This window comes from Carnobacterium sp. 17-4, assembly GCF_000195575.1.
Taxonomy (GTDB): domain Bacteria; phylum Bacillota; class Bacilli; order Lactobacillales; family Carnobacteriaceae; genus Carnobacterium_B.
Genome location: NC_015391.1, coordinates 1733826 through 1752418 on the forward strand (window position 1 = coordinate 1733826; position 18593 = coordinate 1752418).

General features: G+C 35.5%; 17 protein-coding genes. 4 read left to right on the plus strand and 13 right to left on the minus strand.

The genetic code is table 11. The features are described from left to right. Position 1: 1 nt before the first annotated feature. The 3 genes from CAR_RS08295 to CAR_RS08305 form a co-directional block, all read right to left on the minus strand. Positions 2-880 carry a branched-chain amino acid ABC transporter permease gene (locus CAR_RS08295; protein ID WP_013711268.1) on the minus strand — a complete coding sequence of 293 codons (879 nt, stop codon included), beginning with the start codon at positions 878-880 and terminating at the stop codon, positions 2-4. Positions 881-957: 77 nt separating this feature from the next. Further along, positions 958-2103 carry an ABC transporter substrate-binding protein gene (locus tag CAR_RS08300; RefSeq protein ID WP_041556462.1) on the minus strand — a complete coding sequence of 382 codons (1146 nt, stop codon included), beginning with the start codon at positions 2101-2103 and terminating at the stop codon, positions 958-960. Between the two features lie 454 nt (positions 2104-2557). Further along, on the minus strand, positions 2558-3517 hold the full coding sequence (locus CAR_RS08305; RefSeq protein WP_013711270.1) for an aromatic acid exporter family protein: 960 nt from the start codon (positions 3515-3517) through the stop codon (positions 2558-2560). A gap of 157 nt (positions 3518-3674) precedes the next feature. Here CAR_RS08305 and CAR_RS08310 point away from each other — a divergent pair, with 157 nt between their 5' ends. Further along, on the plus strand, positions 3675-4178 hold the full coding sequence (locus CAR_RS08310) for an FUSC family protein (RefSeq protein WP_013711271.1): 504 nt from the start codon (positions 3675-3677) through the stop codon (positions 4176-4178). Between the two features lie 419 nt (positions 4179-4597). Here the strand turns inward: CAR_RS08310 and CAR_RS08315 are convergent, their stop codons facing one another. Continuing rightward, the gene (locus tag CAR_RS08315; RefSeq protein WP_041556464.1) at positions 4598-7909 is read right to left on the minus strand and encodes an FtsX-like permease family protein; all 3312 of its coding nucleotides are present in this window, start codon (positions 7907-7909) and stop codon (positions 4598-4600) included. 13 nt (positions 7910-7922) lie between these two features. Further along, positions 7923-8624 (minus strand): ABC transporter ATP-binding protein, encoded by a 702-nt coding sequence (locus CAR_RS08320; protein ID WP_013711273.1) that lies wholly within the window; start codon positions 8622-8624, stop codon positions 7923-7925. Between the two features lie 279 nt (positions 8625-8903). On the opposite strand from CAR_RS08320, the gene CAR_RS13470 reads away from it, so the two are divergent. Further along, entirely contained in the window at positions 8904-9005 is a 102-nt protein-coding gene (locus CAR_RS13470) for a MerR family DNA-binding transcriptional regulator (protein ID WP_202944996.1), read from the plus strand. 40 nt (positions 9006-9045) lie between these two features. Here the strand turns inward: CAR_RS13470 and CAR_RS08325 are convergent, their stop codons facing one another. Both CAR_RS08325 and CAR_RS08330 read right to left on the minus strand, forming a co-directional pair. Continuing rightward, complete coding sequence (locus tag CAR_RS08325) at positions 9046-10425, minus strand: amino acid permease (RefSeq protein WP_041556466.1); 1380 nt, start codon at positions 10423-10425, stop codon at positions 9046-9048. A gap of 32 nt (positions 10426-10457) precedes the next feature. Further along, positions 10458-11315, minus strand: a complete 858-nt coding sequence (locus tag CAR_RS08330; protein WP_041556468.1) for a GRP family sugar transporter — start codon at positions 11313-11315, stop codon at positions 10458-10460. A gap of 191 nt (positions 11316-11506) precedes the next feature. On the opposite strand from CAR_RS08330, the gene CAR_RS08335 reads away from it, so the two are divergent. Both CAR_RS08335 and CAR_RS08340 read left to right on the plus strand, forming a co-directional pair. Further along, positions 11507-12778 (plus strand): NAD(P)/FAD-dependent oxidoreductase, encoded by a 1272-nt coding sequence (locus tag CAR_RS08335; RefSeq protein WP_041556470.1) that lies wholly within the window; start codon positions 11507-11509, stop codon positions 12776-12778. 12 nt (positions 12779-12790) lie between these two features. Further along, the gene (locus CAR_RS08340; RefSeq protein WP_013711277.1) at positions 12791-13330 is read left to right on the plus strand and encodes a 5' nucleotidase, NT5C type; all 540 of its coding nucleotides are present in this window, start codon (positions 12791-12793) and stop codon (positions 13328-13330) included. Between the two features lie 102 nt (positions 13331-13432). Here the strand turns inward: CAR_RS08340 and CAR_RS08345 are convergent, their stop codons facing one another. The 6 genes from CAR_RS08345 to CAR_RS08370 all read right to left on the minus strand — a co-directional run bounded on the left by CAR_RS08345 (position 13433) and on the right by CAR_RS08370 (position 18340). Beyond that, positions 13433-13999 carry an NADPH-dependent FMN reductase gene (locus CAR_RS08345; RefSeq protein ID WP_013711278.1) on the minus strand — a complete coding sequence of 189 codons (567 nt, stop codon included), beginning with the start codon at positions 13997-13999 and terminating at the stop codon, positions 13433-13435. A 194-nt stretch (positions 14000-14193) separates the two neighbouring features. After that, positions 14194-15249, minus strand: a complete 1056-nt coding sequence (locus tag CAR_RS08350; RefSeq protein WP_013711279.1) for an LLM class flavin-dependent oxidoreductase — start codon at positions 15247-15249, stop codon at positions 14194-14196. 49 nt (positions 15250-15298) lie between these two features. After that, positions 15299-15742, minus strand: a complete 444-nt coding sequence (locus CAR_RS08355) for a MarR family winged helix-turn-helix transcriptional regulator (RefSeq protein WP_013711280.1) — start codon at positions 15740-15742, stop codon at positions 15299-15301. Positions 15743-15891: 149 nt separating this feature from the next. After that, entirely contained in the window at positions 15892-16380 is a 489-nt protein-coding gene (gene ybaK / locus CAR_RS08360) for a Cys-tRNA(Pro) deacylase (RefSeq protein ID WP_013711281.1), read from the minus strand. A 38-nt stretch (positions 16381-16418) separates the two neighbouring features. Next, complete coding sequence (locus tag CAR_RS08365; RefSeq protein WP_013711282.1) at positions 16419-17600, minus strand: class I SAM-dependent rRNA methyltransferase; 1182 nt, start codon at positions 17598-17600, stop codon at positions 16419-16421. Positions 17601-17701: 101 nt separating this feature from the next. Further along, positions 17702-18340 (minus strand): VanZ family protein, encoded by a 639-nt coding sequence (locus tag CAR_RS08370; RefSeq protein ID WP_041556472.1) that lies wholly within the window; start codon positions 18338-18340, stop codon positions 17702-17704. Between the last annotated feature and the right edge of the window lie 253 nt (positions 18341-18593).

Consider the following 18593-nt stretch of genomic DNA (forward strand, 5'->3'; position numbering starts at 1 on the left):
CCTACACTTTCTCTTTTACATTTTTGCCAAGTAATCCTGATGGTTTAAAGATAAGAATAATAATTAAAATCAAGTAGACTACAGCATCTTTGATCATTGATCCACCGTATCCACTAACCAATGTTTCGATGATCCCAATTGTAAATCCACCGAACATGGCTCCTGGTATGATACCAATTCCTCCTAATACCGCAGCAATAAAAGCTTTTAATCCTGGTGCATATCCCATCATCGGTTCAATTGAATTGTAATATAATCCCACTAAAACTCCAGCTGCTCCAGCTAATGATGACCCTAGTGCAAAAGTAAACGAAATAACATTATCAACATTGATTCCCATTAAGCGAGCGGCATCTGCATCTGTACTAACAGCGCGCATAGCTTTTCCCATTTTCGTTTTTTGAACAATGAGCTGTAGTGCTAGCATCAAAATAATCGTTGTGGAAAAAATCATGATTTGTGTCTGACTAACTTGTAACCCAGCAAATTCATATACTTTATTTTCAATGACTTGCGGAAAAGCTCTTGTTTCTGAACCTACCAAGTAAATCATGCCATTTTGTAATAAATAAGACATCCCAATTGCGGTGATCAAAGCAGCAACACGAGTAGCATTGCGCAATGGTTTGTATGCAATTCGTTCAATTAAAACACCTAATACAGCACAAAAAATCATAGATACAATCAAGGCTGGTAGAAAACTGAGATTAAAAGAGTTGATTGCTGTATAGCCAACGAATGCACCAACCATATAAATATCTCCATGAGCAAAGTTAATTAATTTTATAATGCCATAAACCATGGTATATCCTAATGCAATCAAGGCGTAAATGCTTCCTAAAGAAAGTCCGTTAATCAGTTGTTGTAAAAATGCTTCCATAATATGGCACCTCTTTTCATTTTAAATACTAAAAGGTGCTAAGCAAAACTCGCTTTGCACCTTTTAATTTGATTTTTTTAGGGTGTAACTTCAGTATTTCCAACTTCGACACCATCTTGTAATTCAATAACTAAAGTTGATTTTACAGGATTATGGTCTTCGTCAAATGTAAAGGTACCCGTAACACCATCAAATTCACTCATCTCTTCAAGTGCAGTGGTGATTGCTTCTGGAGTTGCTTCTCCAGCTTCTTCAATTGCTTGAGCTACAAGGTAAGCCGTATCGTATGCAAGTGCTGCAAACATATCTGGTTCTGCATCGTATTCAGCTTGGTAAGCTTCAATGAATTCTTTTACTTGAGCATCTTCACTGTTTGGTGAGTAATGAGCTGAATAATAAACATTATCGACATTTTCTGTTCCAGCTAATTCAAGTAATGCTTGATTCCCAAACCCATCTGCACCTAATATAGGTTGAGTGATTCCCATTTCACGAGCTTGCTTGATGATCAAACCAGCTTGGTTATAATAACCAGGCAAGTAGATAAAATCAAAATCAAGATCTTTGATACGAGTTAATATAGCGTTAAAATCGGTATCATCTGCAGTAAAGTTTTCTTCTGCTACGATTTCACCATCAAAAGCACCTTCAAAAGCTTTTGTTAATCCTAATGCATAGTCGCTTGAGCTATCGCCGATGATCACAGCTTTCTCAGCTCCTAGTTCACTTGTTGCAAATTCTGCTAAAGCGATTCCTTGAAAAGAATCTTGAAACGATGTGCGGAAAATATTTGGTTGAACTTTGCCACTTTCATCAATCGTCAAACTATCATCTGTACCAGATGGAGTAACTAAACTAACGCCAGCTCTTGTTACAGCAGGAGTCGACGCTTTAACCGCTCCAGTGGTTGCTGGTCCCACAATTACAACTGATTCATCTTGAGTCGCTAATTTTGTTGCGATACTAGCAGCTTCGGTATTATCTGATTTTGTATCGTATTCAATTAAATTAATTTTTTTATCTAATACCCCACCATCTTCATTTATCTCTTTAATTGCTAAGTTTACAGCATTTGCTTCAGCCGTCCCATAAGCTGAGACTTCTCCAGTTTTTTCAAACATCGAACCAATTGTGATTTCGTCTTTGTTACTCCCACTTCCAGTACCACATGCCGTTGCCAATAACGAAATAGACGCAATCCCCATTACAAATCTTTTTTTCATATTCTTTTCCCCCAATTTACGCACTTGCGTTAGTTAATTTAAAAGACCTATTGATGCTTTGTTTTATTAGAATATACTAACAATAAGATGTATTAAGGATTAGTATAGAATATTCTGAATATTTAATCAATAGAAATTTAAACTATTTTTTTATTTATAGTTTATCCTCAGATTGAACGGTTTAATCTAATGATAAAAACCTACTATCAAAAGGTTCTGTACAATATCATACAATTAATTAAACTAACATCGTAGTGGTATCCATTATTTCATAATAAGAAGAATCCTTCTTACTATGAAATAATCGTTTGGACAGTACTGACGTATAACTAAAAAAAATACAATAAAAAAAACCACAAGTGCTCCAGAAAAGACTAGAAATCTCATCTTTTTTGAGTTGCTTGTGGTTTCTTAAGTTAGTAAGTTAACTAAAAAGAGGTAAGCATCTGATTACTCACTTTTTTTGTTGTTCAAAAAATTGCTTTTTGATTTGGATAAACCGTGTAAAATCATTTAAAAGAATAAATAGAGCTGCGCGATTCTCAAACTCTTCTCTTGTTGAAGGCAAATCGCTATTTCTAAAATCATTTAACATAGATTGAATATCTTTCGTTAAATCTACTACTGGATTGCTTTCATGCAACTGGTTAGCGGTTTGATGAAACAAACTCGCTAAGATCATATTTTGCTTTGTTGGTAAAGAACAGACACTTAGATCTATCGACATTTCTGCTAATACTTTAACTTGCTGTTGACGCATGTCAAAGTACTGAATCATATAATCCTCATTTTGACTGAACAACTGGTTATTGGACTCTGTATAAGCCATTTTTTCTGCTTCTTTTAATTCCTTGTGAAGTTCTTTTAATAAAAGTTCTACTTTTTCATTGGTGTGGCCTTCTCTTAATATCACATCAAAACTCATTAAAACTTGCTTCATCTTTTCTTCAATTTCATCTCTTAACTGCATTAATTGAGTTTCTTTTGAAGGCATATACAAATTAAATACGATAGCGATTCCTGCCCCTATAAGCATCAATGACAACTCATTTGTAAGCCATCCAATAGAGGTACTTTGTTCCAGTAATAAATGAGAAACAAGTACAGAACACGGAGCGATCCCTACCTCTACCTTGAACTTATAAGCTAAAGGGATATAGATTAGGAGATACAATCCAAATACAATAGTGCTGAAGCCAAGTAATTGAAAAAGTATTGTTGCTACGCCTAATGCTAAAACCGTAGATCCTACTCGTTGAAGAGCAGTAGTAACAGATGATTTCTTTGTATCTAATACACTTAAAATTGCTACAACTCCGGCTGACACACTATATTCTAGTTGAAATGCCTGAGCTATCAAAATCGCAATTGTCGTTGCTAACGCTATTTTTATTGCTCGTAAAGAGACGGTCATGCTGACACTCCTTTAATATAAAATCTACTTCCATCTTACCTCAATTATTTAAAATCTAAAAATTTATCTTTGTATTTCATTCGTTTATCCTTATTATTAATAGTATACTGCCCTGATAGATTAATATAATAATTTTTAAAGGAAGCGATGGATACAGATGAAGATTGGCAATTATCGATTAGGTATGCGTACATTGAAAACAGGTTTAGCTGTTGCAATATGCATTCTTTTATTTCATTTACTTGATAGAGAACCTCCAATGATTGCTGCATTAGCAGCTGTTTTTGGTTTACGAGAAGATTGGCAAACCAGTTTAAAATTTGGAAAAACTAGAATTTTCGGGAATTCTATTGGAGCTATTTTTGCTGCATGTTTAGTCTTGTTGCACCAATTGATTGGATGGCAATTTTTTATTGAGTTGATTGGTGTTCCACTTGGTGTTATGTTGATTATTGTATTCTGCGATCGCATAAATTACAATGCTGGAATCGTAGGAGCAAGTGCTGCATTTCTAATTATATACTTTAGTATACCAACTAACGAAACTGTTTTGTATGCTCTAGCAAGGGTCTTAGATACTTTTATTGGAACTTTTATTGCTATTTTAGTTAATCGTCTAATACCTGGCGGACCTAAGCCAACTGATAAATTACAGACTTAAACACTTAGCATATCTTAAAGCGTAACACCTAAATAAAATAAGCTAGATAGGATTGGGATATTAACTACCAAATCCTGTCTAGCTTATTTTTTACTTTCATTTGTTAACGGGACAAACTATAGCTGAGCTTCGACAAGTTTGTCTCAATGCGTGTCTTTCAGAGTTTCTCCGCATCCTTTTAGTTTAGTTTTGCACACCAGACTTTCGGAAAAAACATAATTCTTACAGGGTTGAAGCATCCCTTACAGAATTCTTTGTTTTTCTGTCAAGCCTGAGCGGTGTGCTACACATCCTGTCTTAGTTGAGCTGCGAAACCCAGTCACTTTGTAAAAAAGATAAATCACGCCGAAGATGAAACATCTTCTCTGTGATTTCCTGTTTTTACTTCGTGTCTTTCGGGGTCGCTCCGCATCTTGATTTTAATCTACTGATTTTAGGGCTTCGATCATATCGACTTTTTTGAGTTTGTAATGCATCGCAATCATAACGATTCCGGAGAAAATTAGAGTAATGATCCCTGAGTAAAGATAACTCAGTGGTTGAATGGTTGGACTAAACATTAAGAGATCGACTTCTGCAGTATCTAATACAAAACTGTGTAGCAAAACTCCTAAAAATGAGCCAACAACAATTCCCATTAAAGTAAGAATAATATTTTCACGATAAATATACATGGTAACTTCTTTATCGAAGAATCCTAATACTTTGATGGTCGATAATTCTCGCTCGCGTTCAGAAACGTTGATATTGGTTAGGTTGTACAACACTACGAAAGCCAATAAGCCAGCTGAAATAATCAATACCAGTGTAACGATTCCTAAACTACCCATTGTTTCTTCAAATGATTTACTAACGTCATTAACAAAATTAACCGATAATACACTTGGCTGCTCAGTTAGAGAAGAACCTAAAGCTTCTTCATCGATGTTTCCTTCATTGTAATTTAATAGTTCTGTTGTATACTCTGGTGATTTTCCAAAAGTAGTTTCAAAATAATCTTTATTCATGTATACATAATGACCAGTGTAGTTTTCGACAATTTCATTTATAACGACTTCTACTTCATTATTGTCTGAATCAGTTAAAGTCAAGGTGTCCCCTTTTTCGACGCCTATTAAATCAGCTAACTTTTCACTGATAATAGTACCTTCTTCAGGTAAGGAATATGTTTGACCAGAAGAACGGTCATTTAGGAGAACATAGTTTTCAAAGTTTTCAGTCGTTTCTGGTACAAATACCGTTACGGTTTGTGTATTGACCCCTTCCACATCCACTGTATAACTTTCTTGACTAACTTTTAAAGATTCTTGAACAGCAGGTTGTTTTGCTAATTCTTCATCATATTTAGCTTTTTCAGCGTCACTCGTATCCGTATTTAAGGCAACAATTGCATCATATTTCATAATCTTGCCATATTGAAGACCAGCTACATCTGAAATTGAATCTGATATACCAAATCCAGTTAAAATTAATGCCGTACATCCCGCGACTCCAAGAACCGTCATCAACATGCGTTGTTTGTATCGGAAAAGATTCCGAGCGGTTACTTTCTGGATAAAACCAAGTTTGGACCAAATGAATGGCATGCGTTCTAACAAAATTCGTTTCCCTACTTTAGGTGCTTTGGGGCGCATAAGCGTAGATGGTGTACTCTGTAAAGCTACTCTTACTGCAAGATACGCGGACATCACTGTACATAGTAATGCTACTGCAAAGGAAATTACTCCATAACTGATGTAATACGTTATTCTAACAGGTGGCAAATTGTACATTGATCCATAAGCATTAAAGATGACATTAGGGAATAATTGATACCCAATAGCTAAACCAATAATTGTTCCCAGAATACTGGCAACTGAGGCGTAAACTAAAAACTTCTTAGAAATATCCAAATTTGAATACCCTAGTGCTTTTAAGGTTCCTATTTGTAATCGTTCTTCTTCTACCATACGAGTCATAGTGGTTAAACAAACAAGTGCAGCAATTAGGAAAAAGAAGACTGGAAATACTTGTGCAATTGCTGAGATGCGGTCTGCATTGTCGCTAAACTCGCTATATCCTGGATTTGTTGAGCGATCTAGTACATAATATTCAGGCATCTCTAATTCTTCCAATTCTTTTTTAGCATCTGCTAGCTCTGCTTCGCCATCTGAAATTTTCTTTTCAGCATCTGCTGACTCTTGTTCAAATTCAGCTAATGCAGTTTCATAATCAGCTCTTCCGGATTCTAACTTTTCAAGAGCTGTAGCTAATTCAGCCTGGCCGTTCGCTTTTTCTTGATTTAATTGCTCTTGAGCATCTGCTAGCTGGGCTTCCCCATTAGCAAGCGTTGTTTTTGCAGCTTCGATATCAGCTAAACCTTGAGCCACGCTTTGTTCATTGGCTATAAGTTCTGCTTCTGCTGCATTTAATTGTGCTCTATTTTCTTCAAAAGTTGCTGCCACTCCATCTACTGCATCTGAAACTGTGCTACCTGGAACAATACCAGCAAAATAACCTGTAAAGGCTTCTCCAAGTGAAGGATCAACAGCACTTGCTGCTTGAGTGATGCTCGTTTGATTTTCAAGCGGCACACTTTCAATTGGGACAGCTAAGATAGCTCTGGCATTGTCAACAAATGCTTCACCGTTAGCTAAAGACTCTTCTGCTGCTGCCTTTTCTGACTCAAAATTAGCCCGAGCTTCAACGAGCTGTGCTTGAGCTGTTTGCAAGTTCGCTTCATTTGTAGCTAATTCTTCTTTTCCAGTTTCTAGCTCTTGACGCTTTTGATCAATAGTAGCTTGAGCATTAGCAGTTTGAGTTTCTAAAGCAGCTAACCCTTGGTTGTAATCTGCTTGACCTTGATCCAATGTAGCTTTGGCATCTTCTAACTGTTTTTGACCATCAGCTAATTGTTTTTTAGCATCATCAATTTTAGCTTGACCCTCATCGATTTCAATTTTTGCTTCTGAACGAATTTCAGCTAATCGTTCTTCAGGTCTTTTTTCAACCAGTTTTTCGATTTGCTCTATTTGTTCCTCAACATTATCCTCATACTCTGCTGAATAAGAAATAAGTGAATCATTTTGTTCAAAGGATAAGTACGCTTCAGTATAAAATTCTGATGTGAAATCTTCTTCAGGAATAATAGCAAATCCATCTACTGTTCCTTTACCAACCGTACTTGGTCCTCTTGAAGAATTTTCAATGTATTGTGGTGTGTCCACAAAACCAACCACTTCAAATGTTGTCGTTGCAAAGGTATCTTCTAAATTGGTGTCTTCACTTTCTGATGAAAGAGTAACTGTATCACCGATAGTGTAAGCATCCGTCATTTTGCTGTTGTTATCTAAAGCAATTTCACCAGTTTTTTCTGGCAAACGACCTGAGGCTACAACATAGTTATTTTGGACAACTTTTTCATTTAAAGGATAAGACATGATTTTAGTAACCAAACTGCTATCCTTTAAAATCACATCTTGACTGTAGCTCATGGTTACATCTGCGCCTTCAATGCTTTCTAATAGTGTTTTGTCATCATCATTAAGTCCGTAAGTGGATAACACTTTGGAATCCATTAGATTTGTCTCTTTATAATAATGATCCGCGGTATCGATCATATCCGGTCCGGTTGCTTTAATACCAGCAAAAAAAGCTACTCCTAGTGTAATAATTGCAAAGATAGATAAAAATCGTGTTTTCGATTTTCCCATCTCTTTAAATATATCTTTCCACAGTGCTTTCTTCTTCAATTTTCTCCACCCCTTACCATTCGATGTCAGCTACGGACATAGGGTTTTCATTCATGGTCACACTACGTACTTTTGCATTGTTTATTTCAATCATTCGATTAGCCATTGGAGCAATTGCTTTATTATGTGTAATGACAATAACTGTTGTCCCTGTGTTTTTACAAGTATCTTGCAATATTTTCAATACTTGTTTTCCAGTTTCATAATCTAATGCTCCAGTTGGCTCATCACATAAAAGAAGTTTAGGCTGTTTTGCTAAAGCTCTAGCAATAGCAACTCGTTGTTGTTCCCCACCTGATAGTTGTGCTGGAAAATTATCTAACCGATGGCCTAAACCAACATCTTCTAACACTTTTTTGGCATCCAATGCTTTGCTGGAAATCTCAGATGCCAACTCCACATTTTCAATAGCCGTCAAATTTGGCACTAAGTTATAAAATTGAAAAACAAATCCTACATCATCTCGACGGTATTGCGTAAGTTGTTTTGTATTGAATTTGGCAATGTCTGTGCCGTCCACAAGGATCTGACCTTCATCTGCCGTATCCATTCCGCCTAAAATATTCAGAACTGTTGATTTTCCTGCACCACTTGGTCCAACAATCACTGCAAATTCTCCTTGTTCAATTTCAAAAGAGATGCCATCATTTGCGGCAATAACTGTTTCGCCCATTTTATAGCGTTTGAATTCATTTTTTATCTCTACAAAAGACATATCTGCACCTTCATTTCTTAAGGATTGTACTTTACAAGTGTCGTATGAAGCAATATAAAAAAACTACCACAAACACTCAATTCATATAATTTTACAGCATTTGATTAGAAATTACTAGAAAAAATGCCTTGAATAATTGAGCAATAGGATTAGTGTCTATTCCTTTTTTATTGTACCTACTCTACTATTTCGTCTTTTCTTTTTAAAACACTTGACCTTTACGCTACGTAAAGGTTTACAATCAATATAGCTAAGAGAAAGCAGAACGGAGTGAATGAAGTGGAATACACAGTAAATGCTCTGAGCCGACTTACTGGAGTAAGCAAACGAACCCTTCGGTATTATGATGAAAACCAAAAAAAGACGTTCGTTCCTTTTTAGGAACGAACGTCTTTTGTAATACCTATTGATTATCCTTTCATTACTTTTGGTTGAGTTCGCTGTGTTTGTAACCATAAATAAAGTAGATAACCACTCCAATAGTTAACCAAATAAGGAACGCGATCCAAATAGATAATGATAATTGAAGCATCAAGTAAACACACACGATTACAGAAACAATCGGAAAAATGGGTACAAAAGGTACTTTAAATTCGCCTTCTTTTGGTTCTCCAAAGTCTTTGCGTAATTTAATAATTCCTATCGCAATAATCACAAAAATCAATAAGGTTACGATATTAGTTAGTTCTGCTAATTTATTTAGTGGAACTACCCCAGCTAATACTGCTGAAACCACACCAACTACTTGTGTGGCATTTTTAGGACTTTTTGTCTTCGGATCAACTTGACTCAATTTTTTAGGAAGTAAACCATCTCTTCCAATAGCATAGACCAAACGTCCTAATCCATAAGTCATCGAAATGAGTACCGTTAACAATGTTAAGATTGCTCCTACAGAGATAATACCGGCAATGAAATCTTGTCCGATAAACCGTATGGCAAACGCTACTGGATCTTTGATGTCTAACTGTGCGTAAGGAACGATTCCGGTCAATACAAGTGTCACTATGATATACAATATCGTTGCAATCCCAAGTGAACCGATAATTCCTCTTGGAACATCTCTACGCGGATTCTTTGTTTCTTCCGCAGCAGTACTCACTGCGTCAAAACCTAAGAAAGCAAAGAAAACGACAGCCGCTCCTGAGACGACACCATTTAATCCGAAGGGAGCAAATGGCGTCCAATTTTCTGGTTTAACATAAAAAACACCTACTCCAATAAATAAAGCAATTAAACCAAATTTTATAAATACCATAATATTGTTTAAACGTAATGCTTTTTTAGCACCTTGGATCACAACATACGTTACAACGAATGTAATCAATACAGCAATTAAATCCACATAAGCCCCGGTCTCTGCATTATAAGAAGAACGTAATGCAACGGGTAATCCTAGACCAAGACCATCTAAAAATCCGTTCATATATCCTGACCAACCTGAAGCTACAGAAGCATTTGCCAGTAGATACTCACAAATCATTAGCCAACCGATCAACCAGCCAATCAATTCACCAAAAACAGTATAGGCATAAGAATAAGCTCCTCCTGAAACTGGAATACGAGAAGCAAATTCTGCATAACATAAAGCGGATAAAGTACAAGAAAAAGCCGCAATAATAAAGGATAAAATCAATGCCGGTCCAGCTGTTAATGCAGCAGCTGTTCCAGTAATCACAAAAATACCCGTCCCAACAATTGCTCCCAAACCTAATAAGATTAAATCCATAGTTTTTAATTCTCTTTTTAAATTAGATGGCCTTTCAGTTGTTTCTAATGGTTTCTTTCTAAGGTAATTCATTTTAATACCACCCATCTATTGATTAAATTCATTTAGGATTTAACGTAACCTAATAGCACACCGCCAACAATAACTAAAATACAGCCAAGTAAGATATAGCGGAATTCTCTTTTTGTTTTCGTTTCTCCTAAGAACCAAATACTTCCTAACGTTGAAATGATGATCCCTGTTTGTGAAAGTGAGAAACTAATAGCCAAACCAATTTTTTCCATTGAAATCAACATGAAGACATTTCCTAACGCCCATAACAAACCTGTCAAAATATTACGCAGTGTGTACTGGCTCTTTATCTCTTGCTTCATTGAGAACAAGAGTGAACCAACTAGCATACCTACAGCTTGTGGTAAAATAACAGCCATTGCATCGACTCCAGCAGCATTAATGGTTATTGTATATAATCCATATCCAAGTGTAGAAAAAAGTAATGCTCTTGCTCCAAATTTTTTTTGTCCTTTAGAATCATCTTTTGATTCTTTCGTATCTGAGACAGTCGTAAATGTTACACCAAAAATCAAAACAATAATAGCAATAATTCCCAGAATAATATCTCTAGTACTTGTCCATTCTCTAAACAACAGTACTCCCGCGAGTGTATTGACAATCAATTGTAATCCTGTTGAGATAGGCAATGTATTGGATACACCGATAAACTTCATACTTTGGAATTGTTGCATTTGTCCTAATGACCATAATGCTCCTGACAACAATCCAACTAAAATAATTTTCATATCAATTGCTGGTTGATAAATAAAATAAACGCCTATTGCAAAAAGAACGGCTCCAGCTGACATTCCTACTGTTTGTTGATATGAGTTTCCGCCTAATTTATTGCTCACTAATCCTATGCTACCCCATGCTATGGCAGGTATTAGTGCAATTAAAATTTCCATATGTTCCATCTTCCTTTTCAATTTATTTCATCGCCTTGTACATCATAACAGCTAAGGTACTCTCTTAACAAGAAAAGTTCTTGTATCTTAAAACAGTTTACAGCTTTATGGAACAAACTGCCAGAATATGATAAAGTAAGTAAATAAAATTTGAACAGATGGAATGAACAGAAATGAGGCCAATTAAAGAAATGACAACATATGATGTATTAGTAGTTGGTGGAGGAACCAGTGGCATGATGGCTGCTATCTCCGCAGCAGAACATGGCGCAAAAGTAGCAGTAATCGAAAAAAACAGCTCTCTTGGACGTAAATTACTTGTTACTGGTGGTGGACGGTGCAACGTTACCAACAATCGAGATAAAGAAGAAATCATTGCACACATCCCTGGAAACGGGCGCTTTTTATACAGCGCTTTTTATCAATACGATAATTATGATATTATGGATTTTTTTAGATCAAATGGTGTTACCTTAAAAGAAGAAGATCACGGAAGAATGTTCCCTATTACAGATAAATCAAGAACAATTTTAGAAGCTTTAATCGGCATCATGGATCGGTTAGAAGTAGACATCTATACAGAAGCACCTGTAGAAACTTTACTATTTGATGAAGGAAAAGTAACTGGGGTCCAATTGCAAGATGGTCGTAACATAGAAGCTAGTTGTGTGATCGTCTCAACAGGTGGTAAAGCTATGCCAAGAACTGGCTCAACCGGTGATGGGTATAAATGGGCAAAAAAAGCGGGTCATACCATTACTCCACTTTACCCTACAGAATCACCCATTCTTTCTGATGAACCATTTATCAAAGATACGACTTTACAAGGTCTTTCTTTAAGAGATGTTGCGCTCAGTGTGTTAAATAAAAAAAATAAAACAGTCGTCACTCATCAAATGGATATGATTTTTACTCACTTTGGTATTTCAGGTCCAGCAGTCCTACGTTGCTCTATGTTTGTTCATCAAACGATGAAACGCGATAAAACAGAGGAAGTTACCATGAGTCTAGACGCCCTTCCCAATGTATCAAAAGGTGAATTAACGCAACAAATTCAGAAATTGATAAAAAATGATGGCGATAAAAGTGCAAAAAATGCTTTGAAAGGTCTTGTACCTGAACGCTATTTACTATTTGCATTTGCTCGAGCTGGTTTGGACGAAAATGCTCCATTAAAACAAGCTGCACCAGATAAAATCACTCAGTTTATTGAGTTCATTAAAGATTTCCGATTTACAGCCAATGGTACTCAGCCCATTGAAAAAGCCTTTGTTACTGGAGGCGGAATCCATACGAAAGAAGTAAATCCAAAAACGATGGAAAGCAAATTTACTCAGGGTCTCTTCTTCACAGGTGAAATATTGGATTACAATGGTTATACAGGTGGCTATAATATTACGGGTGCTTTTATCACTGGTCGGATTGCAGGTATGCATGCTGCTGAACTGGCTTTATCAAAGTGAAAGGATGTTTTTATGAAAAAGAAAATTGCGATTGATATGGATCAAGTTATTGCGGATATGGAAATAAGTTTTATTGAATTATTCAAAAAGGAATATCAAGTTTCTTTTGAGTCTATTGAAGAGTATTTACAAGAAAATCCAAACTTTGATTTAGTTACAACGATTAAAGAACTTTATCCCATCATCAATACGTATGCCTTTTTCAGGAATATTCCAGTCATGAAAGATAGCCAAATGGTCTTACGCGAATTGGCCGAAGAGTATGAGTTGTATATTGCAACAGCTGCTATGGATGTACCTAAAACATTCACTGCTAAGTATGAATGGCTACAAGAACATTTTGATTTCATTGATCCTCAGCATTATATTTTTTGCGGCGATAAGAGTATCGTTCATACAGATTATTTGATTGATGATTCTATTCGTCAATTAGAACGCTTTTCTGGAACAGGCATCCTGTTTGTCAATTCATTAAATGAAACCGAAGATCGTTACATTCGTGCGAATAATTGGAAAGATATTCGCGATTATTTTTTATCTATAAATGCTTAAGAACAAGCTATGGTTACAACATGTTCATATGAATACAAAAGCCACTTACCCTCCAAATTGATATGGATAGTAAGTGGTTTTTATTTTCTTATCGCTGTTGTTTTAAAAGTCGTATTCTTCATCTTTCTTTTTACGCATTTCTTCAAATACATCATTGAACATAATTGTATCTTCAACCAATCGTTCAATCCGGAAAATAACATCTTCATTGATGATTTTATTTCTATAAAAATCTTTTTCTTCAATAAATACATAGGTTGGAATAATCGTCGCTTTCATATAAGATAATATGGGTTTTAACTGTTGTTCCAGCATTAGAAAATGTTTGGGCGTTCCTGCAGTACCCACCATACTCACTACTTTATCGCGAAATGCATTAACCGGCAATAGATCAAATACGTTTTTTAAAGAAGCTGGAATAGATGCTTGAAAAGTCGGCGTTCCAATAATAAGAGCATCTGCAGCCATAATTTTTCCAGAAACGTATTTTGTATCTCCTTCATATTCCCAATAGTTTCTTCCATCACTAAAAACCATTTCATACTCTGCTAGATCGATTAATTCAAACTCTACCTCTGAATACTTTTCTTTTAAATTAGTTTCTACATAATTCATTGCTGTTTTTGTTTTCGTTCCTACAGTCGATCCCGAAATACCTACTATTTTCATTTATACTCACCTCTTTCTTGAACATTCGATAGTTATTATGTGTATATGTCGAGGTTAACCGAGACTCTCCGCATCCTTTTAGTTGAGATGCGTTCAACAGGCTCTCGGAAAAAACATAATTCTTGCAGGGGTGAAACATCCCTTTCAGAATTCTTTGTTTTTCAGTCGATCCTAAACGTCGAACTCCGCATCCTTTAGTTAGTTGTGTATTTTTTTATGGCTGGGAGGATTTGGGTGGCAATAAGTTCGATATTTTTTTGAATTTTATCATAAGGAACTCCTCCGAAATCAATTTGGGCCATGAAGCGTTGTTGGCCGTATAGCTCGTATTGGTAAATCATCTTTTCAATGATTTGTTGTGGGCTGCCTACCATTAAAGCATCTCTGTAATCGGTGGATTGGGCAAATTGTTGTTTTGGATATCCTGCTCCATTGATAGCTTGCATACCATAATTTATGTGCGGATAATATTCTCGAAGGGCATCTTGAGAATTTTCAGCTGTATAAAAAAGACTTGTTGTACCAATTGGTAAGGTATTCGGGTCAAATCCACTTCTTTGAGCAGCTTCACGGTAACCATCAACCGATACTTTAAAACTTGATGCTGGTCCTCCTAGGGTTGTCAACATCATTGGTACACCGGCGTATCCAGCTTTTATCGCACTAGCTGGCGGTCCACCTACAGCACGCCAAATCGGTAATTTCCCATTTTTAGGTTGCGGTAGAATCTGTGCATTTTTTAGTGGTGCACGGTATTGACCTTCCCATGTTACGCTTTCTTCATTATTGATTTGCATTAATAACTCTAATTTTTCTTCAAATAATTCTTCGTAATCTCGAACATCATATCCTAATAAGCTATATGCTCCTAAACGCGACCCTCTACCGGCAACGATTTCTGCTCTTCCATGAGAAATTAAATCTAAGGTAGCAAAATCTTCGTACACACGCACAGGATCAGAAACGCTTAAGACTGTTGAGGAACTAGCTATTTTGATTTTGCTAGTAGCTTGAGCTATTGCACCTAAAATAACTGTATGAGCTTGCGAGGTAAAATGTTCTTGGTGGCTTTCACCAAGTGCAAAAACATCTAGCCCAGCTTGCTCGGATAACTTAGCGGCTTCAATAAAATTTTCTATGCGTTGCTCGGCAGATATCATTTTTCCAGTATGGGGATTTCCCATATGATCTCCAAGAGAGTACAATCCAAACTCCATTCCTTTGGTTTCATCGATACGATATTCTTTCATCTCTGATTTCTCCTTTTTGATTGACTAATCAAGTGATAGTTTAAAAAAATTATTCTGGTGGCAATTTTTTTCTTTCATTATTCTTATACAGTCGGGTCAACATGGTATAAAGATTTTTCAGTTCTTCTTTAGTTAATGTATCTTCAAATAAAGCTGTTTGAAAATCTAACTGCTCGGGCATTGCTTTTTCCAATACTTGTGCTCCTTTTGACGAAAGACTGATGGACTTTTGTTTCCATTCTTGCGTCCTCATGACATATCCTTCTTTTTCCAATCGAGATAACATTCTGGAAATGCCTCCTTGAGTAACCGTAACTCTTTGAGCTAGTTCCGTTTGAGTCAAAGGTTGATAAACTTGAATTTGGACAAGCACGTCAAATTGAGCACTTGTCAATTTAAAACGTTTCAAAAATTCATTGGATAACTGATTGTTTTGATTAGCGAAACGTATGAGCCTTAGCCAAGTTAGTGAAGCTAGTGTATTATTTTTCATACTATCCCCCTTAGTCCTTCTTTCTATCACTTTACATGTCAATTGACGGAAAGTCAACTTACTTTTTAAAAGTATTCAAAAAAAAAGAGAACTCCGTACCAAGTTTTTATCTTTGGTCTGGAGTTCTCTTCCATTTCTTGTATTCAGTTTTAATCCGCTTGAATAGATGCAAATTCAGCTTTTATCAATTTTTGTAGATCAATGGGATCCACTTCAATCTGCATGCCCCTTTTCCCTGCTGAAACAATGATTTGTTCCATCATTTTAGCTTGGATAGAGATAAAGGTTGGAAACTCTTTTTTCATTCCAATAGGTGAACAGCCTCCACGAACATAACCTGTTGTTTTTTCTAGATCCGTTAAAGGGAGTAATTCTACTTTTTTGTTTCCACTAACTTTAGCTAGTGCTTTCAAATCAAGTTCACTAGTACCCGGTATACAAGCAACGATCACACCTGTTTTGTCACCTACGATAACTAAGGTTTTATAAATACGTTCTTTTGCTACATTTAACTGCTCAAAAACCGCGTCTGCCCCTAAATGATCCTCGCTCCAAGCAAACTCATATACTTGATAAGCAATGCCTTTGCTTTCCAATAGTCGAATAGCATTAGTTTTTTGCACTTTATTTTTTTTCATTTATATCATACTTTCTTTTCAAAGTAGGTGGAATAAAATTAATATCCCTTTTGTATTATATAAACTTTCAAATAATCACTTTGTGGGTAATGAGGATTGCTTTTGAAATCTTCAGGTAAGGTATGTTTTTCTAAAATTTCATATGATATCCCTTTATGATCAAATGCTGTTTCAATAAACTGCTCAAATTTTTCCGTTGATACATTTGCTGCATTTGTAGAAGCAATAATCACGCCATCTTCATTCGTAATGTCAATAATATCTTCCAATAATGCAGTGTAGTCTTTAGAAACACTAAATGTTCTTTTTTTCGAGCGTGCAAAGCTTGGCGGATCAACAACCACCGTATCAAATTTTAATTGTTTACGAATAGCGTATCTAAAGTAATCGAACACATCCATTACTCGTATCGTTTGAAGTTCAGGGTCTAATCCATTTACTTCAAATTGTTCTTTTGTCTTTTCTAGGCTACGATTAGCTAAATCCACACTTGTTGTATGACTGGCGCCTCCCATTGCTGCAGCAACAGAGAAAGCTCCTGTGTAGCTGAAGGTGTTTAAGACAGTTTTATCCATAGAGTAATGTTCAAGAATGCTACGACGAACATCACGTTGGTCTAAGAAAATTCCAGTCATTAATCCATCATTTAAATAAGTAGCAAAAGTTATGCCATTTTCTTTGATCAATAACGGCTCCGGTGCTTCTTCACCATAAATGTGATTCGTTTCAGGCTTCGTTTTAGTTTGGTATCTTATTTTTTCGTATACCCCTTTGATATCTGAAACCACTGCAAGAAACGCTTTTAAAATCGTTTGTTGATGCTTGTAGATTCCTGCACTGTACCATGAAAATACATAATAATCAGCGTAGACATCAATCGTCAATCCACCAAGTCCATCGCCTTCTCCATTGAAGAATCGGTAAGCATTCGTTTGCTCGTTTAATTTAAGATTCGTACGTTCAGCCAATGCTTGATTGAATAATCGTTCAAAAAAAGTTTGATCGATTTTTTCATTTTCATTCATGGTTAAGATCCAGCCGTCTCCTTTATTTTGTTTAGCAAGGTATGCTCGTGCAACAAATTTTTTGTTGTCGTCGAGTAATTCGACTATCGTTCCTTCAGATTCAATCGGCTCTTTCACAAAATCTTCTTTCAATATTACAGGGTAACCATCTCTAACCATTTGAGTTGCTCGTCTTTTTAATTTGTATTTTTCCACTATTTATAAACTCCTTTTTCCTTTTTATTTTATCTAGTATACCATAATTTCCATCTAATTAAATTGTGAGAGCAATAAGAAAACCACTTGAAAGTCATAAATCAAGTGGTTTTCTTATTTTGCCATTTTTTATACAGCCATTGACTTATTTCAAACAGTACAATTCCAATCATTGTTCCAATAGTATTAAAAATTAAATCATCAATATCGGACACACCTGTAAAGAAAAGAAATTGCATCGTTTCAATTAAAAATGAGACAGTTATCCCAATACCTAATGAACGTAAAAAAGTATACTTTCTTTTCATTAAATAAGCTGCGCCAAAACCCATTGGAACAAACCAAAGAATATTTCCATATAAATTATAGTAGTAATCAAACAAAGATATTCCTTGAGTTAATTTTGCTGTTTCTACAAACGGTATCCAATTTATATCGCTTAAGGGACGCATAACAATGGACACATTCATAATTGAATTCCCTTCGCGAAAGACCGTTAAATGAATCAAAAGAAGGATATAAAAAATAAATACATTTAAAACAACTTCTCTGCGCCATTTTATTGACTGTTTTTTCTTTTTTTTGACAGCTAGAAAGACTCCACGTCCGATAAGCCAAAAAATAAAATAAACGAAGGCTTGGTCAATGCTGTGAAAAATTAATTCTACTAATGGAAAGTGATTGATTGATTCGCCAAACCTCGATTCAATCCAATCAAAGAGGGGTTGCAAAAATACCATTAAAAGATCCTCCTCATTTGTCATTACAAATTTAAGTATACATTATTATTAAGAGATAGTTTATTCGAAGTACCTAAATTTTACTTAAACTTTACTTTTCAAAACCTATCCTTGATACTATAGACATTTGATTAAAACATTCAGCTATTTTAAAGAGAGTAAAATTGACTATAATGTAAATAAATTGTAAAATGTGTTATGATGCAGGATTATCGCAGGTCTCATTTAAAAATTGAAATTTTCAACTTATATT